General features: G+C 69.2%; 23 protein-coding genes, 1 pseudogene and 1 riboswitch. Of the genes and pseudogenes, 12 read left to right on the plus strand and 12 right to left on the minus strand.

The annotated features are described in order from the left end of the window. Window positions 1-25: 25 nt before the first annotated feature. Window positions 26-1,045: a D-erythronate dehydrogenase gene (gene denD, locus AC30CM_RS21470; RefSeq protein ID WP_490118936.1), complete on the minus strand. Its 1,020-nt coding sequence runs from the start codon at window positions 1,043-1,045 to the stop codon at window positions 26-28. Then, on the minus strand, window positions 1,042-2,475 hold the full coding sequence (locus AC30CM_RS21475; protein ID WP_490118937.1) for a four-carbon acid sugar kinase family protein: 1,434 nt from the start codon (window positions 2,473-2,475) through the stop codon (window positions 1,042-1,044). The genes denD and AC30CM_RS21475 overlap by 4 nt, the downstream gene beginning before the upstream one ends. Window positions 2,476-2,540: 65 nt before the next feature. Between AC30CM_RS21475 and AC30CM_RS21480 the strand changes: the two genes are divergently transcribed. The 5 genes and pseudogenes from AC30CM_RS21480 to AC30CM_RS21500 all read left to right on the plus strand — a co-directional run bounded on the left by AC30CM_RS21480 (window position 2,541) and on the right by AC30CM_RS21500 (window position 6,704). Next, entirely contained in the window at window positions 2,541-3,863 is a 1,323-nt protein-coding gene (locus AC30CM_RS21480; protein WP_490118938.1) for a sensor domain-containing phosphodiesterase, read from the plus strand. A 135-nt stretch (window positions 3,864-3,998) separates the two neighbouring features. Beyond that, window positions 3,999-4,703 (plus strand): class I SAM-dependent methyltransferase, encoded by a 705-nt coding sequence (locus tag AC30CM_RS21485; RefSeq protein WP_490118939.1) that lies wholly within the window; start codon window positions 3,999-4,001, stop codon window positions 4,701-4,703. A 161-nt stretch (window positions 4,704-4,864) separates the two neighbouring features. After that, window positions 4,865-5,182, plus strand: a pseudogene (locus AC30CM_RS21490) (winged helix-turn-helix domain-containing protein); the annotation flags it as partial. A gap of 281 nt (window positions 5,183-5,463) precedes the next feature. Further along, complete coding sequence (locus AC30CM_RS21495) at window positions 5,464-6,009, plus strand: sigma-70 family RNA polymerase sigma factor (protein WP_490118940.1); 546 nt, start codon at window positions 5,464-5,466, stop codon at window positions 6,007-6,009. After that, complete coding sequence (locus AC30CM_RS21500; protein ID WP_490118941.1) at window positions 6,006-6,704, plus strand: hypothetical protein; 699 nt, start codon at window positions 6,006-6,008, stop codon at window positions 6,702-6,704. Before AC30CM_RS21495 ends, AC30CM_RS21500 begins: the two co-directional genes overlap by 4 nt. A gap of 82 nt (window positions 6,705-6,786) precedes the next feature. Here the strand turns inward: AC30CM_RS21500 and AC30CM_RS21505 are convergent, their stop codons facing one another. The 4 genes from AC30CM_RS21505 to AC30CM_RS21520 all read right to left on the minus strand — a co-directional run bounded on the left by AC30CM_RS21505 (window position 6,787) and on the right by AC30CM_RS21520 (window position 9,150). Then, on the minus strand, window positions 6,787-7,545 hold the full coding sequence (locus AC30CM_RS21505; protein ID WP_490118942.1) for an SDR family oxidoreductase: 759 nt from the start codon (window positions 7,543-7,545) through the stop codon (window positions 6,787-6,789). A 161-nt stretch (window positions 7,546-7,706) separates the two neighbouring features. Beyond that, on the minus strand, window positions 7,707-8,084 hold the full coding sequence (locus AC30CM_RS21510; protein ID WP_490118943.1) for a cupin domain-containing protein: 378 nt from the start codon (window positions 8,082-8,084) through the stop codon (window positions 7,707-7,709). 130 nt (window positions 8,085-8,214) lie between these two features. Beyond that, window positions 8,215-8,637 (minus strand): cupin domain-containing protein, encoded by a 423-nt coding sequence (locus AC30CM_RS21515; protein WP_490118944.1) that lies wholly within the window; start codon window positions 8,635-8,637, stop codon window positions 8,215-8,217. Between the two features lie 63 nt (window positions 8,638-8,700). Continuing rightward, on the minus strand, window positions 8,701-9,150 hold the full coding sequence (locus AC30CM_RS21520) for a carboxymuconolactone decarboxylase family protein (protein WP_490118945.1): 450 nt from the start codon (window positions 9,148-9,150) through the stop codon (window positions 8,701-8,703). A 236-nt stretch (window positions 9,151-9,386) separates the two neighbouring features. On the opposite strand from AC30CM_RS21520, the gene AC30CM_RS21525 reads away from it, so the two are divergent. Further along, a complete protein-coding gene (locus AC30CM_RS21525; RefSeq protein WP_490118946.1) occupies window positions 9,387-9,815 on the plus strand; it encodes a hypothetical protein in 429 nt (142 codons plus the stop codon). Window positions 9,816-9,977: 162 nt separating this feature from the next. After that, on the plus strand, window positions 9,978-10,733 hold the full coding sequence (locus AC30CM_RS21530) for an SDR family oxidoreductase (RefSeq protein WP_490118947.1): 756 nt from the start codon (window positions 9,978-9,980) through the stop codon (window positions 10,731-10,733). A gap of 155 nt (window positions 10,734-10,888) precedes the next feature. On the opposite strand, the gene AC30CM_RS21535 is transcribed toward AC30CM_RS21530, so the two are convergent. Both AC30CM_RS21535 and sigJ read right to left on the minus strand, forming a co-directional pair. Continuing rightward, complete coding sequence (locus AC30CM_RS21535; protein ID WP_490118948.1) at window positions 10,889-11,569, minus strand: SDR family NAD(P)-dependent oxidoreductase; 681 nt, start codon at window positions 11,567-11,569, stop codon at window positions 10,889-10,891. Between the two features lie 491 nt (window positions 11,570-12,060). Then, the gene (gene sigJ, locus AC30CM_RS21540) at window positions 12,061-13,017 is read right to left on the minus strand and encodes an RNA polymerase sigma factor SigJ (RefSeq protein WP_490118949.1); all 957 of its coding nucleotides are present in this window, start codon (window positions 13,015-13,017) and stop codon (window positions 12,061-12,063) included. 158 nt (window positions 13,018-13,175) lie between these two features. On the opposite strand from sigJ, the gene AC30CM_RS21545 reads away from it, so the two are divergent. The 3 genes from AC30CM_RS21545 to AC30CM_RS21555 all read left to right on the plus strand — a co-directional run bounded on the left by AC30CM_RS21545 (window position 13,176) and on the right by AC30CM_RS21555 (window position 15,449). Beyond that, window positions 13,176-14,120: an NAD-dependent epimerase/dehydratase family protein gene (locus tag AC30CM_RS21545; protein ID WP_490118950.1), complete on the plus strand. Its 945-nt coding sequence runs from the start codon at window positions 13,176-13,178 to the stop codon at window positions 14,118-14,120. Window positions 14,121-14,199: 79 nt separating this feature from the next. Next, window positions 14,200-14,847: a sigma-70 family RNA polymerase sigma factor gene (locus AC30CM_RS21550; RefSeq protein ID WP_490118951.1), complete on the plus strand. Its 648-nt coding sequence runs from the start codon at window positions 14,200-14,202 to the stop codon at window positions 14,845-14,847. Window positions 14,848-14,975: 128 nt separating this feature from the next. After that, window positions 14,976-15,449 carry a nuclear transport factor 2 family protein gene (locus AC30CM_RS21555; RefSeq protein ID WP_490118952.1) on the plus strand — a complete coding sequence of 158 codons (474 nt, stop codon included), beginning with the start codon at window positions 14,976-14,978 and terminating at the stop codon, window positions 15,447-15,449. Between the two features lie 90 nt (window positions 15,450-15,539). On the opposite strand, the gene AC30CM_RS21560 is transcribed toward AC30CM_RS21555, so the two are convergent. Further along, window positions 15,540-16,121: a TetR/AcrR family transcriptional regulator gene (locus tag AC30CM_RS21560; protein ID WP_490118953.1), complete on the minus strand. Its 582-nt coding sequence runs from the start codon at window positions 16,119-16,121 to the stop codon at window positions 15,540-15,542. Window positions 16,122-16,139: 18 nt separating this feature from the next. Between AC30CM_RS21560 and AC30CM_RS21565 the strand changes: the two genes are divergently transcribed. Then, window positions 16,140-17,300, plus strand: a complete 1,161-nt coding sequence (locus AC30CM_RS21565) for an MFS transporter (RefSeq protein ID WP_490118954.1) — start codon at window positions 16,140-16,142, stop codon at window positions 17,298-17,300. Here the strand turns inward: AC30CM_RS21565 and AC30CM_RS21570 are convergent. The 3 genes from AC30CM_RS21570 to AC30CM_RS21580 form a co-directional block, all read right to left on the minus strand. Next, on the minus strand, window positions 17,203-17,577 hold the full coding sequence (locus AC30CM_RS21570; RefSeq protein WP_490118955.1) for a DMT family transporter: 375 nt from the start codon (window positions 17,575-17,577) through the stop codon (window positions 17,203-17,205). The genes AC30CM_RS21565 and AC30CM_RS21570 overlap by 98 nt on opposite strands. 1 nt (window position 17,578) lies before the next feature. After that, window positions 17,579-17,905 (minus strand): DMT family transporter, encoded by a 327-nt coding sequence (locus tag AC30CM_RS21575; RefSeq protein WP_490118965.1) that lies wholly within the window; start codon window positions 17,903-17,905, stop codon window positions 17,579-17,581. Beyond that, a riboswitch (guanidine-III (ykkC-III) riboswitch) is annotated at window positions 17,906-17,970 on the minus strand. A 124-nt stretch (window positions 17,971-18,094) separates the two neighbouring features. Next, a complete protein-coding gene (locus AC30CM_RS21580) occupies window positions 18,095-19,549 on the minus strand; it encodes a sugar transferase (RefSeq protein ID WP_490118956.1) in 1,455 nt (484 codons plus the stop codon). 227 nt (window positions 19,550-19,776) lie between these two features. Here AC30CM_RS21580 and AC30CM_RS21585 point away from each other — a divergent pair, with 227 nt between their 5' ends. Then, window positions 19,777-20,070 carry a Dabb family protein gene (locus AC30CM_RS21585; protein WP_490118957.1) on the plus strand — a complete coding sequence of 98 codons (294 nt, stop codon included), beginning with the start codon at window positions 19,777-19,779 and terminating at the stop codon, window positions 20,068-20,070. Window positions 20,071-20,075: the final 5 nt, after the last annotated feature.

Here is a 20,075-nt window from a genome sequence, read left to right on the forward strand (position 1 = left end):
CGTGGCTCCTCGATCGGTGGTCTGGTCAGACGCCGGCGGCCATCGGCACGGTGGCGACGTATTGGGAGACGATCTCGTCGAATGAGGCCGGGGGACGTAAACCCAGGCGCTGAGCGCGGGTCGCGGTGAAGCGCGACGGCCACTTCTCGACGATTGCGGCCACGTCGTCGTCGTTGCCCCACTCGATGAGGGAACTGCGGTCGGTGCCGGTGACACGGTCCATCGCCTCGGCCATCTGGCGTGGGGTGGTGGTCAGGGCCGGTAGGTTCATGGCGGTCCGGCTGCCCCACGTGGTCGCGTCGACGGCGGCGGCGGTGACGAGGCCGTCGATGGTCAATTGCGGCGAGGAGAGCGCGATCTCGGTGTCGGGGGGCACCGGGCACAGCGCGGCAACCCCGGCGAGAGGCTCGCGGATGATGCCGGACATGAAGCTGGAGGCGGCGGCGTTGGGGCGGCCCGGCCGGACCGCGACGGTCATCAGGCGGACGGTGCGTCCGTCGATGAATCCCTTGCGTGAGAAGTCGGCGACGAGCTGCTCACCGATGAACTTCTGGAAACCGTAACTGTTTTGGGGACGGGGCAGGGTGTCGTCGTCGACGTCGCCGATCGGTCCGATCGCCGGATCGGCGCCGTAGACGGCCAGGGAACTTGCGAACACGAACACGGCGGGCACCGCGAAGCCGCGGGCGTGCTCCAGCAGCTGGCGGGTGGCGTCCACGTTGGTCTGCATGCCTAGGTCGAAGTCGGCCTCGGCTGCACCGCTGACGACACCGGCGAGATGGAAGATCACGTCGAATCGACCCAGGGCCGACATGCCGTCCTGCACGGATCCCACGACGGCATGCACCCGGGTATCGGCGGCGAGGTCCGCCGGCGGCGCGGCGATGTCCAGCAGCGTGAGGTGTTCGAGCCTGCCGAAGGTGCGGCCTCCGGCGACGAATGTGTCCGCGGCGAGCAGCCTTTCGGCGAGCAGCCCTCCGAGGAAGCCGGCTCCGCCGGTGATGAGGGCGGACGGGGAAGCCGGTGTTGGCGTCGGGCTGCTCATGCCTGTCGTGTCTCCTTCGACCTGAGATGGACGCCGGTTGCGTCGATGACATCGATGAGGGCCCCGTCGTCGCCGACGTTTCCCGGCACGACGACCTGGGTGCCGGGCCCGTCGGCGGTGTGCACGTCCCACACGGAGATGCCCGGGGCGACCTGGCCGCGGACCGTGGCTTGGTCGGCGCCGAAGCCGGACCGGGCGACTTCGGCCGAGGTGATGCCACCCTTCGAGATCACGGTGCGCACACTGCGCAGGACGGTGGCCGTGGCCGCCATCAGGGCCGTGATCACCAGTTCGCCGTGGGCGAGTGAGTCATCGCTGGCCCGACGATGGCGTTCGCTGGCGAGCACGACGAGATCTGACGATCGGAACGCCTGCAGTATTCGTTCGGTGGCGGCGGCGCCCGCCGCCACCGGATCCGCGAATGCGGCGTCGGTCGGGATCTCTACCGTTTCGATGCCGTGGTGTGCGCACAGCGCGGCGAGCTGGCGGGTGCTGGCCCCGGTGTGTGATCCGCAGACGACGAGGATCTTGCCTGCGTTGTCAGTCCGGTTCGCCACGTCGATGGGGCGGGGGAGCAGGGACGTGCTCAACACGCCCGCGCACAGCGCTGCCAGCGTGGCGGCGCAGCGCGTGACCACGGCCCGTTGGTGGGTCTCGGCGGCCACGAGTGCCGCGTGGATGAGAGCGATGTCGCCATCCGTCTCGGCGTCGGGCACCACCCATGCGCCGGCCGGGGCGTCGACGAGGAGTTCGGCCAACCCACGTCCGGCGGTGGCGCGCAACTCTTCGACGGGATAGCCCAGGCCTTGCGCGTCGCCCTTCTCGCGGACCCAGTCGACGAGGTTCGACGACCGGAACCCGAAGACGGGATCTCGAGCGAACTCGCTGTCACCCACCGGCATTCGCACTCCGTCGACCACCAGGTAGTGCACCGAACCCACGGTGGTGCGTCCACCCGCGGGAAATGCGGGAACGAAGAGCACCGGGCTGGAATCACCGGCGAAGACTTCCGACTCGGCGAACACGTGCCCTCGGAGAGTGGAGTCGCCGCGCAGCACCACGCGGATCGGACGGCCCAGTTCCCGGGACGCGCAGGCGACGGCTTCCCGTAGTGCGGTGGCGAGTGCGACTGCGTCTCGCTGCTCCAACGCGCGCGAATTCGTCTGGATGTAAAGCGAGCCTTCGGCCGAGAGAACCCGTGCGATGCGGTCAGCCGACCAATCCAAGAGAACCGTCACCCCGGTGGCCATCTGGGTTCCCGTCGGGTCGTCGTCCAATACGACGGTGGGGCCTCGACCCCTCGCGCCCGACTCCCTGGCGTGTGACAACACCGCTCCTCGGCAGCTCGATGTGATGTATCGCACGCCAGTCTGCCGACATGTCGACATGTCGTCAAGCCTGTTTGTCGGCCTCCGTGGGGAACGGGTCATTGCGGTCGCGGCCGACCGGGGTCAGCGCCGACGGAACCCGGATCCCGCCTCTAGGCTGGCCAACCATGAGTGGTCGAGCCCGGCGATCTGTTCACGACCTGGCCTCGGCCGTGACCGGGGCCGGCCTCGTGTCGGCCCTCCAGCCGATCGTCACACTGCCCGAACGCCACGTCATCGGCTACGAGGCGCTGGCACGCTGGCCGCGAACCGGTGTGAGTCCCGCCGAGGTGTTCGGATTCGCGGCCTCGAACTCACGATCCGGCGAACTGGACAGCCGTTGCGTCGACGCGGGTCTGGCGGCCGCGCTGGAAGCGAACCTGCCCGAAGGTGCTCTGCTCTGCCTCAACGTCGAACCCCTCAGCGTCTATCGCCCGCGACGAGCGAATGCCGAACTCGACCGTGTTGGCGATCGGTTGTCGATAGTCTTCGAGCTGACCGAGCGCGATCTCCTCCGTGACCCGTCGGCTCTGCTGACCACGATCGCCGCGATCCGCGAGGATGGCTTCCTGATCGCTCTCGATGACGTTGGCGCACATCCTGACTCATTGACCTTGCTCGACGTGATCAGTCCCGATTTCGTCAAGCTCGACCTCGAACTGATCCAGCGACGACCCAGGCGCGACCAGGCGCGCACGCTGTCGGCGGTGATGTCCTACCTCGAGCGCACCGGGGCAGTGGCGATCGGCGAAGGCATAGAAACCGACGTTCATCTCGAGCAGGCTCGCGCACTCGGCGCCTCGCTAGGACAGGGGTACCTGTTCGGGCATCCCCAATTCGCCGACGTCGTCGCTCAGGACGACGTGACGGAGGCCGCGATCACCGCGCTCGAAGCGGTTCCGCCGCAACCGGCTCGACTGTGTCGCCCCTTCGACGTGGTCACTCAGAACTGCGACAGGCGGGTTCGGACGGCTCGTAAGGAGATTCTGACCTCACTCAGCCACCATCTGGAGCGGCAGGCGGCCGACACCGTCGACCCGCCGATGGTGCTCACGGTCTTGCAGGACCGTCGGCACCTCACCGTCCACACCCGGCGACGCTACGAACACCTCACCATGCACTCACCACTGGTTGCGGTCTTCGGCTGCGGCCTGATCGACGAGCCGATCCCCGGCGTGCGGGGAATCGCACTCGATGCCGCAGACCCACTGTGCCTGGAGTGGACCGTCATAACGCTGGGCGCCCGTACCGCTGCCGCGCTCATCGCGCGCGAACTTCCTGCCGCCAACTCAGTGTCCGTCGACAACGATCGCTTGTTCGAATTCGTCATCACCCACGATCGACCACTGGTGATCGCCGCGGCCAGGACCCTCCTGCGTCGGATCGACGGATCCTCGGCGGCAGACCGTGAGCGCGTGCTCCTGCACGGACACCGTCGCCGTGTGGAATGACTACCATCGACGACGTGCCCGAGGCGCTACCCGGGGGCAGCCGGGTGGGGTGCGGCCACGCCGGACCCGCGATGGCCTCGCCCGCCGGGAGTCCCCGGCGACGAGCACGCGAACCGCGACACCGAGGAGACCACCGTGAACGTTCGTCGTGACGTACCGGCCGCATTCGACGCCGGGGCGGCAGCCTATGACGGTCTGGTAGGTGCCAATCCCGGGTACAACGAGCACCTGCTGCTCTCCGCGCAGCGAATGGCCTTGCCCGACGGTGGGCGGGGATTGCGGTTGCTCGACGTCGGGTGCGGTACCGGGCTGTCGACCGCTGCGCTGCTCGCCGCCGCGCCGCACGCCGAGATCATCGGCGTCGACGGGTCGGCGGGGATGCTCGCTCAAGCCCGTGCCAAGCAGTGGCCCGCCACGGTGTCCTTCGTGCATTCCTATGCCGAGGGGCTCGCCGAGGCCGGTGTGGAGGGACCATTCGACGGCATCCTGGCCGCCTATCTCATCCGCAACGTGCCCGATGCAGATGCCACCCTGTCCACGTTTCGCGAGCTGCTGGCACCCGGCGCGACGTTGGCCGTGCACGAGTACTCGGTGCGCGACTCCCGCGTCGCCTCGATCACCTGGAATCTGGTCAGCTCGGCGGTCATCGTCCCGATGGGTAAGTTGCGCACGGGCGACGCCGGGCTCTACCGCTACCTGCGCGACAGTGTCAACGCGTTCGACGGCGTGGAGGCCTTCCAGGACCGGTTGCGCCGCAACGGTTTCGTGAACGTGCGCAGCGAGACGGTGACCGGATGGCAACGCGGCATCGTGCACACCTTCCTCGCGGAGGCGCCGTGACCGCGGCGGCCCCGCGAAAGAACTTCTGCGGCCGCTGAACCATTTGGCGACCTCGCCCGTCGTTCCTTCTGACAGCGTCCCAAGGGGACGTGACCCAGAAGGGATACACCGTGACCGTGCTACCGCCGCATCCATCGGCCGTCTCCGATCTCGAGCCCGCCGTGTGGTTCTTCGGCGATTTCGTGCTGGACCTTCCGCGCTACGAGTTGCGGCGAGACGGGGTCTCGATCCCTCTCGAGCCGCAGGTGTTCGACGTGCTGACACACCTGGTGAGCCACCACCACCGGGTGGTCACGAAGATCGAGCTGTTCGACGCCGTGTGGGGCGGCCGGTTCGTCGGGGAGGCCGCGCTGTCCAGCAGGATCAAGGCGGTTCGGCGCGCACTGGGTGACGACGGCGCGTCGCAGCGCCTCATCCGCACCGTGCGTGGCCGGGGATATCAGTTCATCGGTGTCCTGCGAACCGCCGACGAGCCCGCCGCCGAATCCTCCGGTCTCGGCGAGGCCGAGGGGACGGCCGTGTCGAACGTCCGTTTCCTCTGGTCTCGTCGCACGGGGGCGGCCGCCGATCGCTACCGGGTCGCGCGGTCGACACGTCGCCGGGAGTTCCACGGGCCGCCGAGGTGAGGTCGTGCCGTCGACGTCGACGAGACGGGAAGAAATCGGGAGCTTGGGTAAGTTTGACGTGCATGGCGCCACGCGGTGGGCAGTGCCAGCGGCCTGCCACGTGAGCCACGGACCGATGAAGGAACTAGCGCACGATGACGGACCCTGCCGCCCGGCAACGTCGGGCGGACGATTCAGCCAACGCCGAACTGTTGCGGGTCATCCACGACCAGCACGCACCGGCGTTGCATCGTTTCGTGTTGCGGTTGACGCGGGGCGATCGGGAGTTCGCGCAGGACGTCGTCCAGGAGTCGCTGCTGCGGCTGTGGCAGAACGGCACCGTGCTCGCCACCTACTCCGAGGACTCGACGCGGGCGTGGCTGCACACGGTGGCCAGGAACCTCGTCATCGACGACCGACGCAGCTCCCGCTTTACCCGCGAGTTCCGGACCGACGCCGTTCCCGAGCGAAGCTCACCGGACGTCTTCGGGCCGGCGGTCGACAAGTTCGTCGTCTCCGATGCCCTGCGGTCCCTTAGCCCCGAGCATCGCACCGTGTTGGTACGAGCGCACTACCTGGGGCAAACCGCCGCCGAGATCGCGCGGCACGAGGGTATTCCGCCGGGAACCGTCAAATCGCGGCTGCACTACGCGCTGCGCGCGCTCCGCGTGGCCCTGGAGGAAAGGGGGGTAGCCCAGTGACCTCCGAACGGGACATGGCCCAGTGGGATGCCGCCTATCTGCTCGGTGCCCTGTCCGACGCCGAGGCCGCCGAGTACGAGCGGTACCTCGCCGACACGGCCGAGTCCGACGACGCGGCGGACGCCTCCCACCTTCCGGCCATCCTGGACGTGCTCTCGCCCGAAGAGGCGCTGGCGCTGCTCGACGAGGGATCGCCGATCGCGAGGCGCGACGAGGACGGGCATGCGCCGGCATCGTTCGCCGCGGGTGCGGAGCGGCGGCGGACCCGCTCGCGCGCGGTCCGGGTCGCGACGGTGATCGCGTCGGCGGCCGCCTTCCTCCTCATCGGTGGTCTCGTCGGGCATGCCATCGGTCCGCAGGAGTCGTCGACCGGCGTCGCGCTGCAGGCCATGGCGCCCGGCCAGCGACAGGGCGTCACCGCGTCGCTGGCGCTCTCCAGCGAGCCGTGGGGAACGCGCCTGGACTGGGAGTGCGAGTACACCAAGGACTGGGCGGTCAAGGCCACCGGTTACGACCTGGTCGTGACGACCAAGAGCGGCGTCGAGACCGTCGTCGCCTCGTGGCGCCCATCCGGTACCGAGAAGCACGCGTCGAACCTGGCGGCCGCGACGGTGATCCCGACGTCGGACATCCGGGCGGTCACCATCCGGGAATCCGGATCCACCACGCCGCTTGCGGTCACCACGCTGGCGTGACGGGACCCAGGGAACTCGTCGACGGGGGAGCGGACGGCACGGCGTCGTCTGGCCCCGGGCCGCACCACGACCGCGGGGCCGATCAGCGGCGAGCGAGCCAGTCGGACAGCCGCGTGGTGCCCAGTTCGGCCTCGTCGTCGGTGACGAGGGTCGCCTGGTCGATCTTCAGGCCGCTGTAGGTCGCCGACGGATCGTCGACGACCCGCAGCGCCCGGCCCTGATGGCGCAATACCGTGCGGGCCAGGTCGGAGAAGGACATCTTCTCGGGGCCCCCGACATCGTGAATCGCATTGAGCGCCTTGCCAGCGGCGATGCGCGCCAGGATCGCCGTGACCTCGACGGAGTCGATGGGTTGGATCATCGCTTCCGGGGCGCGTACCTCGTCGCCCGCGACGAGGGATTCGGTGATCGGTTCGGCCAGCTCGTGGAATTGCGTGGCCCGTACGACCGTCCACGGAATCCCAGAGGTCGCGGCCGCACGCTCCTGCGCGATCTTGCCGCGGATGTACCCCGCGCCGGCGGCCATCTCGTCGGCGCCGACGATCGACAGTACGACGTAGTGTCGGACACCGGACGAGGTGGCGGCCGCGGACAAGGTGGCCGAGGTTCGTTCGAAGAAGCCTTCCGCCGAGTCCTCGGGGGTCGCGGAATTGATCACGTCGACCACGACCTCTGCACCGGAAAGGGCTGCGTCGAGCCCCTTCCCGGTGAGCAGGTCGACACCCGCCTCACGGGAGGCTCCGGTGACGTGGTGTCCGCGGCGGCCGAGCAGCGAGACGAGCTGACGGCCGATCAGGCCCGTGGCGCCGACGACGGTGATCTTCTTCGTGAGCTCGGTCATGACCCTGCTGGTTCCCATCGAGGTGTAGCGGCGGAAGACGTTCGTGACGAACGATCTCGAGGACCACGCCCACACTGCCAGTCGGCAGTGGTCGGCACCCCCCGGAAAACCCGTGGTGTTCGCACGTCGACGCCTCGACGGCCTGCGATGGCCCGCCGTCGTCAGCCGGAGGTCACTCGGAGGTGAGCGCGCTGGGCGATCTCGTCCTCCGAGAGCATGGTGATCATCGGCACGTCGGGTGCGCAGACGCAGATCGCGAGGAAGCTGCTCTGCTGGTCGGGGAGCGCGTTGGCGGCCAGGTAGTGCACCACTTCGCCGCCCGGTTCCCAGAACGCCTGTCCCGCCTCGATGTGGTAGGGAGCCTCACCCTCCAGCTCGAACAAGATCCTCCCCTCCAGTACGTAGCCGAAGACGGGACCCGAATGACGATGCGGGCCGGCGCCCTGATCGGCCGGCGGCAGTACGATGCGTTGGGTCATCACGTGCGAGCCCGGCGCGATCTCAGGTGGATCGACGCAGGCGAGATCGGTGATGGTCATTCCGCTGTTTCCGAAGACGAGCATCGAATTCCCTTTCGTGGCAGGGGCGGTGGATTTCGCCCACACGTCTTCGACGAGCGAGCGCGCCGCGATGTGAGGTCGAGGCCGAGGTGCGCGGGGTGGGTCGGCGTCAGGTCACTCGCAGATGCGCGCGGGTGGCCAGCTCGTCCTCGGCGACGAAAACGGTGGGTGCCGAACGCTCGTCGCTCGCAACCATCGTCGTGGCGACGAAGCGCAGCCACGCGTCGTCGCGGTTGTTGGCTCCCCGATAGTGGATGACGTCGCCACCGGGCTCCCAGAACGCCTCTCCCGCCTTGACGATTCGCGGCGCCGACCCTTCGATCTCGAACGCCATCTCGCCTTCGAGGACGTAACCGAACGTCGGACCGGTGTGCCGATGCGGCGCCAAGCCGGGATCCCCTGGAGCCAGCGAGACCACGATGGTCATCACATCGCTCTCGGTGGGGATGGTGGGTCGCGGTACGTCCTGCACGACCACCAGTCGATCCGGGTCGGCGGGCGCGGGACGTGTTGTCGGAATGTCGCGTGTCATGGATCGTCTCCCGTGTCGAACGTGGGCGGCGCCGTTGCGCCCGGTTTCTTCCTGAGCCGGTGTCTACGGCTTCACCGAGTACCGACTTGCGATCGCCAGGCGGTTGAACGCGTTGATGGCGATCGCGGTCCACCGCAAGATCGCCGCCTGAGCGGCCGTCAGTTCGGCGGCCTGGACGAACTCGTCGACACCAGGGGACTCGTCCGCAATGGCGGTGATCTCCTCGGCGATGGCCAGGGCGGCTCGTTCGGTGCCGGAGAAGTACTGCGTATCGCGCCACGCGGTCAGCACCGCCAGGCGGTCGGGGGTCTCACCCAGGTCGAGAGCGTCGCGCGAGTGCATGCGGAGGCAGAATGCGCACCCGTTGATCTGAGACACGCGGATCTTGACCAGTTCGAGCGTCGCCTTCCCGATGCCCGCATCCAGCGCAGCGCGCTCGACCTGCTCGTTGAGGGCGAGCAAGGTCTTGTAGGCGTCGGGAACCGTCGTGCTCAACAGTGTTCGTGTGGCCATGGAAACTCCCATCGTCGGCGGTCCGCGCGACCGAGTGATCACGCAAACGGGACAGCGGGGCGGATCTCGCCCCTCGATTCATGACGACTGGCACGTCACTTTCGTGAGATCCGCTGTCGCTCGGTGGCGGCCGATCGTCGCCTCGTGGCCCAACTCACCGTGACGTCGTCTTCGATCGACCTCACGAATGGACCTGCCGAACGGTCATACAAGGCATGAAACCTTCTCTGCAGCGAATGTCACTGATCGTGCTGACGGTGGTCGGCGTGGTCACCGGGGTGTGGGCCTACTTCCTTCCCCGAAACTGGTACGACACCTTCCCCGGGCTGGGCTTGAGCTGGCTCCCTCAGCTGGGCCCCTACAACGAACACTTCGCCACCGACACCGGCGCCATGTTCCTTGCGTTGACCGCGCTCAGCGTCCTGGCATACGTGAACCTCGGCAACGCCACGCTGGTGCGCGTCACCGGGGCGTCGTGGACGGTCTTCAACGCACTGCACTGGATCTTTCACATGCGGATGCTGCACATGTACGAACCGCGCGACCAGATTCTGAACGCCGTCTTCCTCAGCCTGATGGTGATCGTCTCGGCCGCACTGCTCGTTCCCCTGCGGCGAACGGCGACCGCCACGCCGCACGCGCCGGCGAGCAGTCTGCTGAGCTGAGCCGCGTTGGCCACAGCGGCCCATGGCGGCCCACGGCGCCCGCCGTGGGCCGCCGTCACCATCGTGCCGATGCGGCTCCGGGGTTCACTGCGGGGGCCGACGCCCGCACCGGTGGCTCGTCCGGATCATCGCCAGAACGCAACTTCGAGAGAGGAATTCATGATGCGCTTCGTCGTAGCAGGCGCCACCGGCACCGTCGGCAGGCACGCGGTGGCCACGGCGCGCCGCCGCGGCCACGAGGTCGTCCCCTTGTCTCGCTCGTCCGGTCAGGACATCATCGCCGGCACGGGTCTTGCCGCGGCGATGGCGGGGGCCGACGCCGTGATCGACGTGACCAGCACGGTGACGACGAGCGGCGCCAAGGCCACCGACTTCTTCACCACCGTCACCCGCCACCTGCACGAGGCGGAGGCTGCGGCCGGAGTCGTTCACCACGTCGGCCTGTCGATCGTGGGGATCGACGGCATCGACGCCGGCTACTACGCCGGCAAGCTGGCCCACGAGCGCGCGATCGCCGGTGGGGCGACACCGTGGACGATACTGCGCGCCACACAGTTTCACGAATTCGCGGAGCAGATCGTCGCCCGCCGGGGGATCGGACCCTGGGTCGCCGTGCCGAAGATGCCGATGCGCCCGGTGGCCGCGCGCGAAGTCGGCCGGCGGCTCATCGACATCGCCGAGGGGGCGCCGATGGGTCGGTCCGCCGATCTGACCGGGCCCCGCGACGAACAGCTGATCGACCTGGTGCGGCGAATGGCCGTCTTCGACGGCTCTCGGCGACGTGCAGTCGAGCTGGCGCTGCCCGGAAGGTACTGGCGCGGATCGGCTTCGGGGGCGTTGCGCGGCGGTGCAGAGGCCATGCGGGGCCGCGTCGACTTCGACGAATGGCTGCGCAGCGGTGACCACACCCGCGGTTGACGCCGGCCGGGGTCGGCCACGCGACGGGTTCTCGCCGCGTGGCCGACGATGCAGCGCTGCCCGGATGGATGTGAGCGGCGTGGATGTGAGCGGCGTTGCCTCGGACGTCCGACCTACCGTACGCAGGCGTGCGGACTCGGGGCATGGTCCCGACGTCAGTCGACGTGATCGGTCGACAACGTGATCGGCTTCCATTCGGCCAGTTCGGTACTCAACGTGGAGAATTTCGTGTCGAAGCGGGCCAGGCAGTCCGACCCCAGCGCGAGACGGATCGGCGGGTCCGCCAGATGAGCCAGGTCGACGATGACCTTCGCCGCCTTGAGCGGATCTCCTACCTGCGCGTGGTTGGACTCGACCGCCCGCCGGCGCGTCACGGCCGCGGTGTCGGCATAGTCGTCGATGACGGTCGGTGCGGACGCGAGGCTGCTGTCGTCCAGGAAGTCGGTCCGGAACGTGCCGGGTTCGACGGCCGTGGATCGAATGTTCAGTGGCGCGAGTTCGGCACGCAGGGATTCGTTGAGTCCCTCCACCGCATGCTTGGTGGCGGCGTACACACCCCATCCCGGCGACCCGGTGAAGCCGGCGACCGAACTGAGGTGGATGAGGTGGCCCGAGCGCTGCGCGCGCATGATCGGCAGCACCGCACGTGTCACGGCCAGCAGTCCGAAGACGTTGACGTCGAACACCTTGCGTACCGCTGCGTCGTCGACCTCCTCGACCGCCCCCACGATGCCGTATCCGGCGTTGTTCAGCAGGACGTCGATGGTGCCGAACGCCGCCGCGGCCTCGGCCACCGCGTCGTCGACGGTGTCGGTTCGCGTGACGTCGAGTCGCACGGTGCGCAGTGCGTCCCGGGGCTCCCAGCCGATCGGTGACGGTGTCCGGGTTCCGGGCGGAGGCGATCACGCGATCGCCTCGGCGTAACGCCTCCTCGGCCACCAGCAGACCGAACCCTCGGCTCGCCCCGGTGATCAACCACGTCTTCATGCTCATCCCTTCGATTGGTGCCCGCCCGGACGTGTGTCCACGCGCCGGACGCGTCCGAACGCCGGTGTTCGGACGCGGCGAGGTGCTGCCTCCCGTGTGGGGCGGGCCCTCGTCGGGCGATCGTGGACTCCGGTACTGACGATCGGGGTGAGCGATTCGTGAGGTCTTGCGATTCACGGGGTCTGACGTCGGGCGGCGCCGGCAAGCGGGATCCCCGGCGGCGCCGCCGGGCGCGGTACCGTCGCGTCGATGCCGATCCCGGCTCGTCATGACCGCGAACGGCGGTGCACTGCAACGGTGCAACGCGTACCCGTCACCGGTCCTCGATGATCGCGCGCCCTCAGGGCTGGGTGGCCTTCCAGAACCTCAGCTTGTCCGGATTGAGCACCATCCACAGGCGGGTGATGAGCCCGTCGCGAACGTCGACCGCGACCACCGCCAACGTCACACCGCGCTGACGGAAGACCAGGCCGGGCTGACCGTTGACCTCCGCTGACACCATGTCCATCTCGGGCTCGCGCCGCATCACGCCGGTGAGGTAGCGAGCCACCCGATCCATGCCGACGACCTCGCGCAGGGCGGCACGCACGCGGCCACCACCGTCGTTGACGACCCGGACGTTGGGATCGAGAAAGCCGATCAGATCGGCGATGTCACCGCGTTCGAGGGCGAGCTTGAAACCCGAGACCGCCGACGCGTGGTCGGACGTGTCGACGGCGTGCGCGCGTTCGGACCTGAGTCGGCGCCGGGCCGAGGTCGCCAGTTGGCGGCACGCGTCAGAGGACCGTCCCACGATCCGGCCGATCTCGGCGAACGGGTAGTCGAAGACGTCGTGGAGCACGAAGGCTACTCGCTCCGCCGGCGTCATGGCCTCCAGCACCGTGAGGACCGCCATGGTCACCGACTCGTCGAGCGTGATCCGATCGGCGGGATCCGTGGTCATGTCCGACCGGGCGGGAGCGTGGTGCGGCAACGGCTCGGGCAGCCAAGGCCCGACGTAGGACTCGCGACGGTGCCGGGAGGACTTGAGCTGGTCGATGCAGATGCGCGTGGCCACGCGAACGCACCACGCCGTCGGCGTGGTGATCGCCGCACGACGATCCTCCGACATCGCGTACCACCGCGTGAACGTCTCCTGGACGACGTCCTCGGCGTCGGTGACCGACCCCAGCATGCGGTAGGCGACGTTGATCAGCAGTCCGCGGTCGGCCGATATGTCGACACCGCGCGCCTCGCCGGGCGGCGGCGCGGCTTCGTCTCCTGCGTAGCGCGGCCTGCCGCCGCTCAGCTCGCTCACGCCTTGATGACGACGTAGCCCGGTCGATCGTGACGCCGGGTGACGTCCCTCACGACGGCGCGACGTGCACTCACGTTCCCGCGGGCGCACTCGTCGAATGATGCGACCGCCGACCGTCAGCCGCGCGGTGCACGGCAGGGAAGGGAATCGCCGAACGCATGAAGATCTTGATCGCCGGGGCCACCAGCGTCCTGGGTCCGCCGTTGATCCGCGCCTGTGTCGGCGCCCGCCACGAGGTGGTGGGGTTGACGCGCACCGAGTCGAAGGCCGGCGTCATTGCGGCTGCCGGCGCTCGCCCCGTCGTCGGCGACGTCGCCGACCGCGATCGGATGACGGCGCTGTTGTCCGACCTGGCGCCGGATGCGGTCGTTTCGCTGCTGATGACACTGCCGCCGGGGCTTCCCCGGCGGGCCGAGGACTTCCTGCCCAGCCAAAGGCTGTGGAACAGCGTCACCACGTCGTTGCTGCCCGCCGCGCACGCCGCGGGTGTGTCGACGTTCGTCGCCGAGTCGATGGTCTTCGCCTATGGGTACGGACGTTTCGGGACCCGGAGACTGACCGAGGACGACCCGGAGCCCGGCCCGCCGCCGCTGGGGGAGGCTGGGCGTCCGTTCCTCGAGGACCTGCGCCAGATGGAGCGCGACGTGCTGACGTCCTCGACGGCCTCGGACACCCGTGGCATCGTGCTGCGCTACGGGTTGTTGCACGGCCGCGGCGTTCCGCACTGGGAGGCGATGGTCGCCGCGGTGAGGACGTGGTCGTTGCCGGTCCCGACCGGGGGTGCGCTGATGTCGTGGGTCGACGTGGAGGACGCCGCTCGCGCCACGGTGGCCGCCATCGAGCATGGCGGCCCGGGGCAGCTGTACAACGTGGTGGACGACGCCCCGGTCGCCTTCCGGCGGTACGTCAACGATCTGGCCACGGTTCTGGGCAGGCCTCATCCGGTCGCCGTGCCGCGGGCCCTGCTCGGTCTGTTCGCCCCGTACGCTGCGCGCGTCTTCGGCTACGTCCAAGTGGGCGCCGCCAACGACAAGGCGCGCCGAGACCTGCACTGGCAGCCGCGCAGGCCCGATCACCTCGCCGTGTTCAACGCCGAACTCTGACCACCTGAATCGATGACCGGCGATGCGACAGGCCCGCCGGACCTTCGTTCTCCCGCACGCCCACCAAAGGATCTCGACGATGACGCTCGCCTGCCCGGACACCGATCCGCCCCCCACCCCCCTCGACGTCGACGACTCCGACGGGACCCGGCTGGCCTCGCGCTTCGCCAGGGAGGCTTTGCCGTTCGTCGACGACCTCTACCGCAAGGCCCGTGTGCTGACCCGAAACGGCGCGGATGCCGAGGATCTGGTGCAGGAGACGATGTTACGGGCCTACTCCGGATTCGCCGGGTTCAGGCAGGGCACCAACATTCGTGCCTGGCTGTACCGGATCCAGACGAACACCTGGATCAACCTGTACCGTGCGAGGATTCGTCGACCCGATGAGTGGCTGACCGACATGATCACCGACGCGCAGATGGATCGGGAGAGGCGGATGCATCAGGGCGGCAACGGTTCTGCCGAATCCGCCGCGCTCGGGTCGCTTCCCGACGACGACGTCGCGGGGGCGATGCGCACGCTCGCCGACGGCCAGCGGATCGCCGTGTACCTCGCCGACGTCGAGGGGTACTCGTACCAGGAGATCGCGGACGTCACCGGAATGCCGCTCGGCACGGTGATGTCACGACTGCACCGCGGACGCCGCGCGTTACGGATTCAGCTTCACGAATTTGCGCGCCGGCGTCGACTCCTGGCCGAACGCGCCGCAACCACCGACGACGAGTGACCGCTCGAGTTCAGGTGTGGTTCCGGAGTTCGCCCACGGTGTTGCGACGCCGGGCCGGTGTCCGTTGACGGAAGGCGCCGTACTATGGGTGATATGTCACCTAAAACCGCAACGCCAGGAACGCCGTCGTGAGCACCGACTACGTGGCGGCCGTCCGCAACGCCTACGCCGTCGCCGAGCGCAAGGACCTCGAGGGCTGGATCTCGTGTTTCACCGCCGCCGGGGCGTTCACCGACAACTCCGTGGGCATCACGTATCGCGGCCGCGACCTCGCCGACCCGGTGCGCAACTACGGCACCGCGTTCTCGAACATGCACCGGGAACTCGGGCGGATCTACACCCAGGACAACGTCGTCATCGTGCAACTGGCCCTGCAGGGCACTCATGACGGCCCACTGCACCTGCCGTTCGGCGTGCTGGAGGCCACCGGCGCTCGCATGGATGCGCCGTGCGCCGACGTCTTCGAACTCGACGAGGACGGCAAGATCATCCGCTTCGACTGCTATCCCGAGGGATCGATCATCTTCGCCCAGCTGGGTGTGCTGACCAATCTGCAAGCGGCATTGGTGAGTTCGGAGCCGTCGGGGGACGGCTCGTCGTGACGGACCACGCATAGCCGCCGATCGACCGCGTCGACACTGTCGACGCGACACGCCCGAGGGCGTGTCGACGAGGGGAGTGTCGGCGCACGCTCACGGCTGACGGTCGTCGGCGCCGCGCGTGAGCAGTCCCCTCGCCAGACGCTCGGCGCGAGCACACGGATCGGCGTCCCACCGGATGGCCATCGCGCTGAGCATGCCGTCGTAGATCAGGGCGAGATCGCCTGCGAGGGAATCGGGTTCGGCGATGCCCGCGGCGGCCACGAGAGTGGTCAGTCGGGCCACCACGCGTTGCTTGTGCTCGGTGGCCACCGCGGCGCCGGGGTGTTCGGGCGGCAACTGGCCGGCGGCGGCGACGTGCGCGCAGCCGCGGGTCAGTCCGCTGCGTCCGGCCCACCGCCGGGTGGCGGTGAAGATCGCCAGGACGCGCTCGACGGGATCGTCGGTCTCGGCGATCGCCGCCTCCCAGGCTGCCCGCCACCGCTCATCCCGATCTGCCAGGTAGGCCGCGACGAGGTCGTCCTTGCCGGAGAAGTTCTTGTAGAGCGAGCCGGTGGCCACGCCCGCCCGTTCGATCACCGCGTCGACGCCGGTGCCCGTGATACCGCGTTCGTAGAACAATTCGTCGGCGGCGTGCAGCAGCCGTGCGCGGGCGGGTTGCCGAGAAGTGGACACCGTGCCATCGTAGACCGAGTGCAACGATCGTTCTATTCAGTCGTCGGCGCCGGTGTCTTCCTGATCGCCTGCTGCTACGGCTTCGCCCGCTTCGGGTACGGCCTGTTCTCGCCCGCGCTCACCGAGGAGTTCTCGCTGACGCCCGGCACGCTGGGTGCGATCGGTGCGGGCAGCTACGTCGGCTACTGCGTCATTACCGTGGCGAGCATGGCGGTGACCGGCCGACTCGGCCCCCGTCGTACCGCGGTGCTTGCCGGGACCATGGCGACCATCGGCATGTCCGCGGTGGCCATGGCACCCTCGGCGGTGCTGCTCGCCGTCGGTGTCGTGGTCGCGGGCAGCAGCACCGGCCTGGCATCCCCGCCACTGGCAGCCGCGGTGACCCGGTGGATCCGCGACGACGTCCGCGACCGGGCGCAGACCATCGTCAACGCCGGCACCGGCGTCGGCGTCATCCTGTCGGTGCCCATCGCGCTGCTGCTGTCGGGTGACTGGAGGCTGGCCTGGGCGACCATGGCGGTGATCGCCGCTGCGGCGACGGTACTGGCCGGATGCGCGATTCCTGCGGGCAGCGAGGGCCCGGGGGTCCTGATACCGCGCAGGCCGTGGCGGCCGGGAACCCCCGGCCTGCTGGTGGGATCGCTGCTCGCCGGCGTCGGCAGCGTCGCGGTGTGGAACTTCGGCCGCGACGTCACCAGCGGCCTCGGCGCGACGACGTCGGCGATCGTCTGGGCGGTGGTGGGTGCGGCCGGCGTGATCGGGGCCTGCAGCGGCGATCTCGCCCGCCGGGTGGGGTTGACGGGCGCCTGGCGCACGGCGGTCGCGGCGATGACCGCCGCCACGCTGGTCTATGCGATCCGACCCGACACCGCAGTGGCCGTCGTCCCGGCAGCGGCCGCCTTCGGTGCCGCGTACATCGCGATCACCGGCGTCGCCCTGCTGTGGGCGACGCGGGTCTACCCCGACGCGGTGGCCTTCGGCGTCGGCGCATCGTTCCTCGCCGTCGCCGTCGGGCAGGCCCTGGGGGCACCCGCGGTGGGGGCGCTGCTGGAGACCACCTCGGTGCCGACGGCGTTCGCCCTCACCGCGGCGACGGGGGCGTGCGCGTTGCTGGTGCGTCCCGGCCGGGTGACCTCGGTGGCGCAGGCAGCAGCTTCAACCCGACCACGGCGGCGATGATCCCGCCGATGCACACCAGCTTGCCCAGCGAGGCCTGCTCGGCGCCGGTCGCCATGGCGTAGGTCGCGGTGAGTGCGGCGCCCAGGCCGGTCCAGCCGGCGTACGCGGTACCCAGCGGTATGCGCGTGGCCGCCCAGCCGAGTCCCGCCATGCTGCAGACCAGCCCGACGAGGAAGACGACCGTCGGTACGGCGCGGGTGAAGCGTTCGGACTCTCCGAGGGCGGTGGCCCAGACGGCCTCGAAGCATGCGCTGACGATCAACACCAGCCAGGCCACGTCAACTCACCACCTTCAAGCCCACGACACTGCCGACCAACAGCAGCAGCATCAGTGTCCGCCCCACCGTGGCGGCCTCCTGCCGGGTCGCGATGGACCACAGCACCGTCAGGGTGGCGCCGATGCCCACCCACACCGCGTACGCGGTGCCGGTGGGGATGTCCTGCATGGCCAGCGCCAGTCCGCCCATGCTCAGCGCGAGCGCGACGACGAACAGCACCGTCGGCCCGACTCGGCGGAAGTCGTGGGATGCGCCGAGCGCGGCCGCCCAGACCGCTTCGAACACCCCGGCGGCGATCAACGTCAACCACGGCACGAGACCCTCCATCACGAGTCAGTCTTGTCCGTGCGGGTACTGCTCCCTCGTCCGCCGGCCCGTTGGCTGGGCCACGTTCCCGACGCTACCCGGCGGCGGTGGGACTGCCGGGAGCGGGTAGTCGGACCCGTAGTCGGACCCGTAGTCGGTCCCGTGGTCGGACCCGTCGTCGGACCCGTGCTCGCGGCGCGGCCGTCCCGGTCACACCGCGCGCCGCAGCATCGCCGGAACGGTGAGGGCCAGGATCTTGAAATCCAGTCCGAGCGACCAATTCTCGATGTAGTAGTTGTCCCACTCGGCGCGATCGGCGATCGATGTCTGGCCACGCAGGCCGTGCACCTGCGCCCAGCCGGTCAATCCTGCCTTCACGCGGCGACGCTCGCCGTACCGCAGCACCTGCGAATCGAACTTCTCGACGAAGTCCGGTCGTTCGGGGCGTGGCCCCACCATGCTCATCTCACCCCGGACGACGTTGAACAACTGTGGCAGTTCGTCGAGCGACGTGGCCCGCAGCACGCGGCCCACCCGCGTCCGCCGGTCGGTACCCTCGACGCCACCCGGGGCGGAGTCCGGATCCAGTGCGAAAGACGGTGCGGCATCGGCCTCGTCGAGCATCCGCATCGAGCGGAACTTGAGGCAGTCGAACGGCTGATCGTCACGGCCCACCCGCCGCTGGCGGTACAGGATGGGTCCCGGCGACGAGAACCGGACGAGGCCGGCGATGAGCACCAACAACGGTGCCAGCAACAGCAGCAGACCACCGGCCACGATGCGGTCGAAGACGTGTTTGACGGTGAACGTCCAGCCCCTCGGATCGGCGCGGCGCATCGCCACCAGCGGTGTGCCGCCCACGTGCTCGATGTGTGCACGCTGCCCGACGGCGTCGAACATGCGGGGCACCACGAAGACTCGCAGGCGACGTTCCTGCGCCACCCGCAGTACCCGGTTGAGCAGGAATTCGTCCTGTGCCCTCGAGAACGCGATGATCACCGCTTGCGCGCCCGTCTGATCGATCACCTCCGAGATGGCCTCCGGCGGCCCGAGCCGGGGGACCGCGGGCACCGGGGCGTCGCCCGATTCGAGCCACATCAGCGGATCGAGCGACAGGAAGCCGACAGGGGTGAGGCCGTACTGGCGCGAGGATTCGAGCCGCCTGCACAGGCGGTAGGCCACCGTACCGTTGCCGACGATGAGGGTCGGCGCCATGGCCAGGCTGCGCGCCAGGAGGCCGCGCACCATCCGCACGGCGGGTAGCAGGATCGCCGCGCACACCCACACCGCGGGCACCGTCTGCTCGGGGTGGTCCACCCGGCCGATGAGCGTGAGCGTGCCGAGCGTGGTCAACGCCGCCAAGGCCACGGAGGTCTCGATGGGAGCGACGTCGTCGACGAACCGGCGTCGGATGGTGGTCCGATAGATAGGGCCGCGCGCGATCAGCGCCACCAGCAAGGGCACGAACAGGACGGCCACCCACGCCCAGTCGGTGGGCGAGCACCGGCTGGAGGTCCACCACTCGCCGAGCGCGACCGCGACGGTCGCAGCCACCGCGTCAGAGGTGATCTTGGCTGCGGTGGTCGCGTGACTGCGACGCAAGCCGGTGCGCGGCGCGAGCGCCTGGCCGCCGTGGGGTCGAAGCCCCACGCCCAGTGCGCTCATCGCGGTCCTCTACCTCGTCGCCGATGGTGGTCGACAAGCAGTATCCGACGTGACCACCGCGCGGGCGCACCCGGTCGGCAAACCGGGCCGCGTGTCGCGCGGCGGTGCCGCCGAGCGAACCTCTCGGGGCGTGCCCGGGCCGGTGAGCGAACCGCCACGGACCTGTCGGGGCGGACCGGGAATGCGCGGTCGGGTGACGGACCGCTCGCCTGCGATAGGGTCTGCCCATGATCCGCAACATGGTGATGGTCGAACTCGTGCCCGATCACGACCCCGAGGAACTGGCCGCCATCCAGGCCGGGTTCCGCGCCATGCAGCTGCAGGGCTGCCTCGCCTACACCCTGGGAACCGACCTCGGTCTGCGCGAAGGAAATTGGAACTTCGGCATCGTCGCGGACTTCGTCGACGCCGACGCCTACCGGGCCTACGACCTCGACGACGAGCACAACGCCCTGCGTACCCGGCTCAAGCCCCTGGTGGCGCAGATCGCCCGCATGCAGTTCGAGGTACCCGACGCCTAGGGTGT

The sequence above is a fragment of the Mycobacterium sp. DHQP2018-32-09 genome, assembly GCF_058148405.1.

Coding starts and splice junctions, on each gene's coding strand:
- AC30CM_RS21480 (WP_490118938.1), top strand. CDS start 2,541: ATGAGTGGTCGAGCCCGGCGATCTGTTCACGACCTGGCCTCGGCCGTG.
- AC30CM_RS21575 (WP_490118965.1), bottom strand. CDS start 17,905: ATGGAGGGTCTCGTGCCGTGGTTGACGTTGATCGCCGCCGGGGTGTTC.
- AC30CM_RS21550 (WP_490118951.1), top strand. CDS start 14,200: ATGACGCTCGCCTGCCCGGACACCGATCCGCCCCCCACCCCCCTCGAC.
- AC30CM_RS21475 (WP_490118937.1), bottom strand. CDS start 2,475: ATGACCCGTTCCCCACGGAGGCCGACAAACAGGCTTGACGACATGTCG.
- AC30CM_RS21510 (WP_490118943.1), bottom strand. CDS start 8,084: ATGACCATCACCGATCTCGCCTGCGTCGATCCACCTGAGATCGCGCCG.
- denD (WP_490118936.1), bottom strand. CDS start 1,045: ATGAGCAGCCCGACGCCAACACCGGCTTCCCCGTCCGCCCTCATCACC.
- AC30CM_RS21515 (WP_490118944.1), bottom strand. CDS start 8,637: ATGACACGCGACATTCCGACAACACGTCCCGCGCCCGCCGACCCGGAT.
- AC30CM_RS21585 (WP_490118957.1), top strand. CDS start 19,777: ATGATCCGCAACATGGTGATGGTCGAACTCGTGCCCGATCACGACCCC.
- AC30CM_RS21580 (WP_490118956.1), bottom strand. CDS start 19,549: ATGAGCGCACTGGGCGTGGGGCTTCGACCCCACGGCGGCCAGGCGCTC.
- AC30CM_RS21505 (WP_490118942.1), bottom strand. CDS start 7,545: ATGACCGAGCTCACGAAGAAGATCACCGTCGTCGGCGCCACGGGCCTG.
- AC30CM_RS21545 (WP_490118950.1), top strand. CDS start 13,176: ATGAAGATCTTGATCGCCGGGGCCACCAGCGTCCTGGGTCCGCCGTTG.
- AC30CM_RS21520 (WP_490118945.1), bottom strand. CDS start 9,150: ATGGCCACACGAACACTGTTGAGCACGACGGTTCCCGACGCCTACAAG.
- AC30CM_RS21495 (WP_490118940.1), top strand. CDS start 5,464: ATGACGGACCCTGCCGCCCGGCAACGTCGGGCGGACGATTCAGCCAAC.
- AC30CM_RS21530 (WP_490118947.1), top strand. CDS start 9,978: ATGCGCTTCGTCGTAGCAGGCGCCACCGGCACCGTCGGCAGGCACGCG.
- AC30CM_RS21525 (WP_490118946.1), top strand. CDS start 9,387: ATGTCACTGATCGTGCTGACGGTGGTCGGCGTGGTCACCGGGGTGTGG.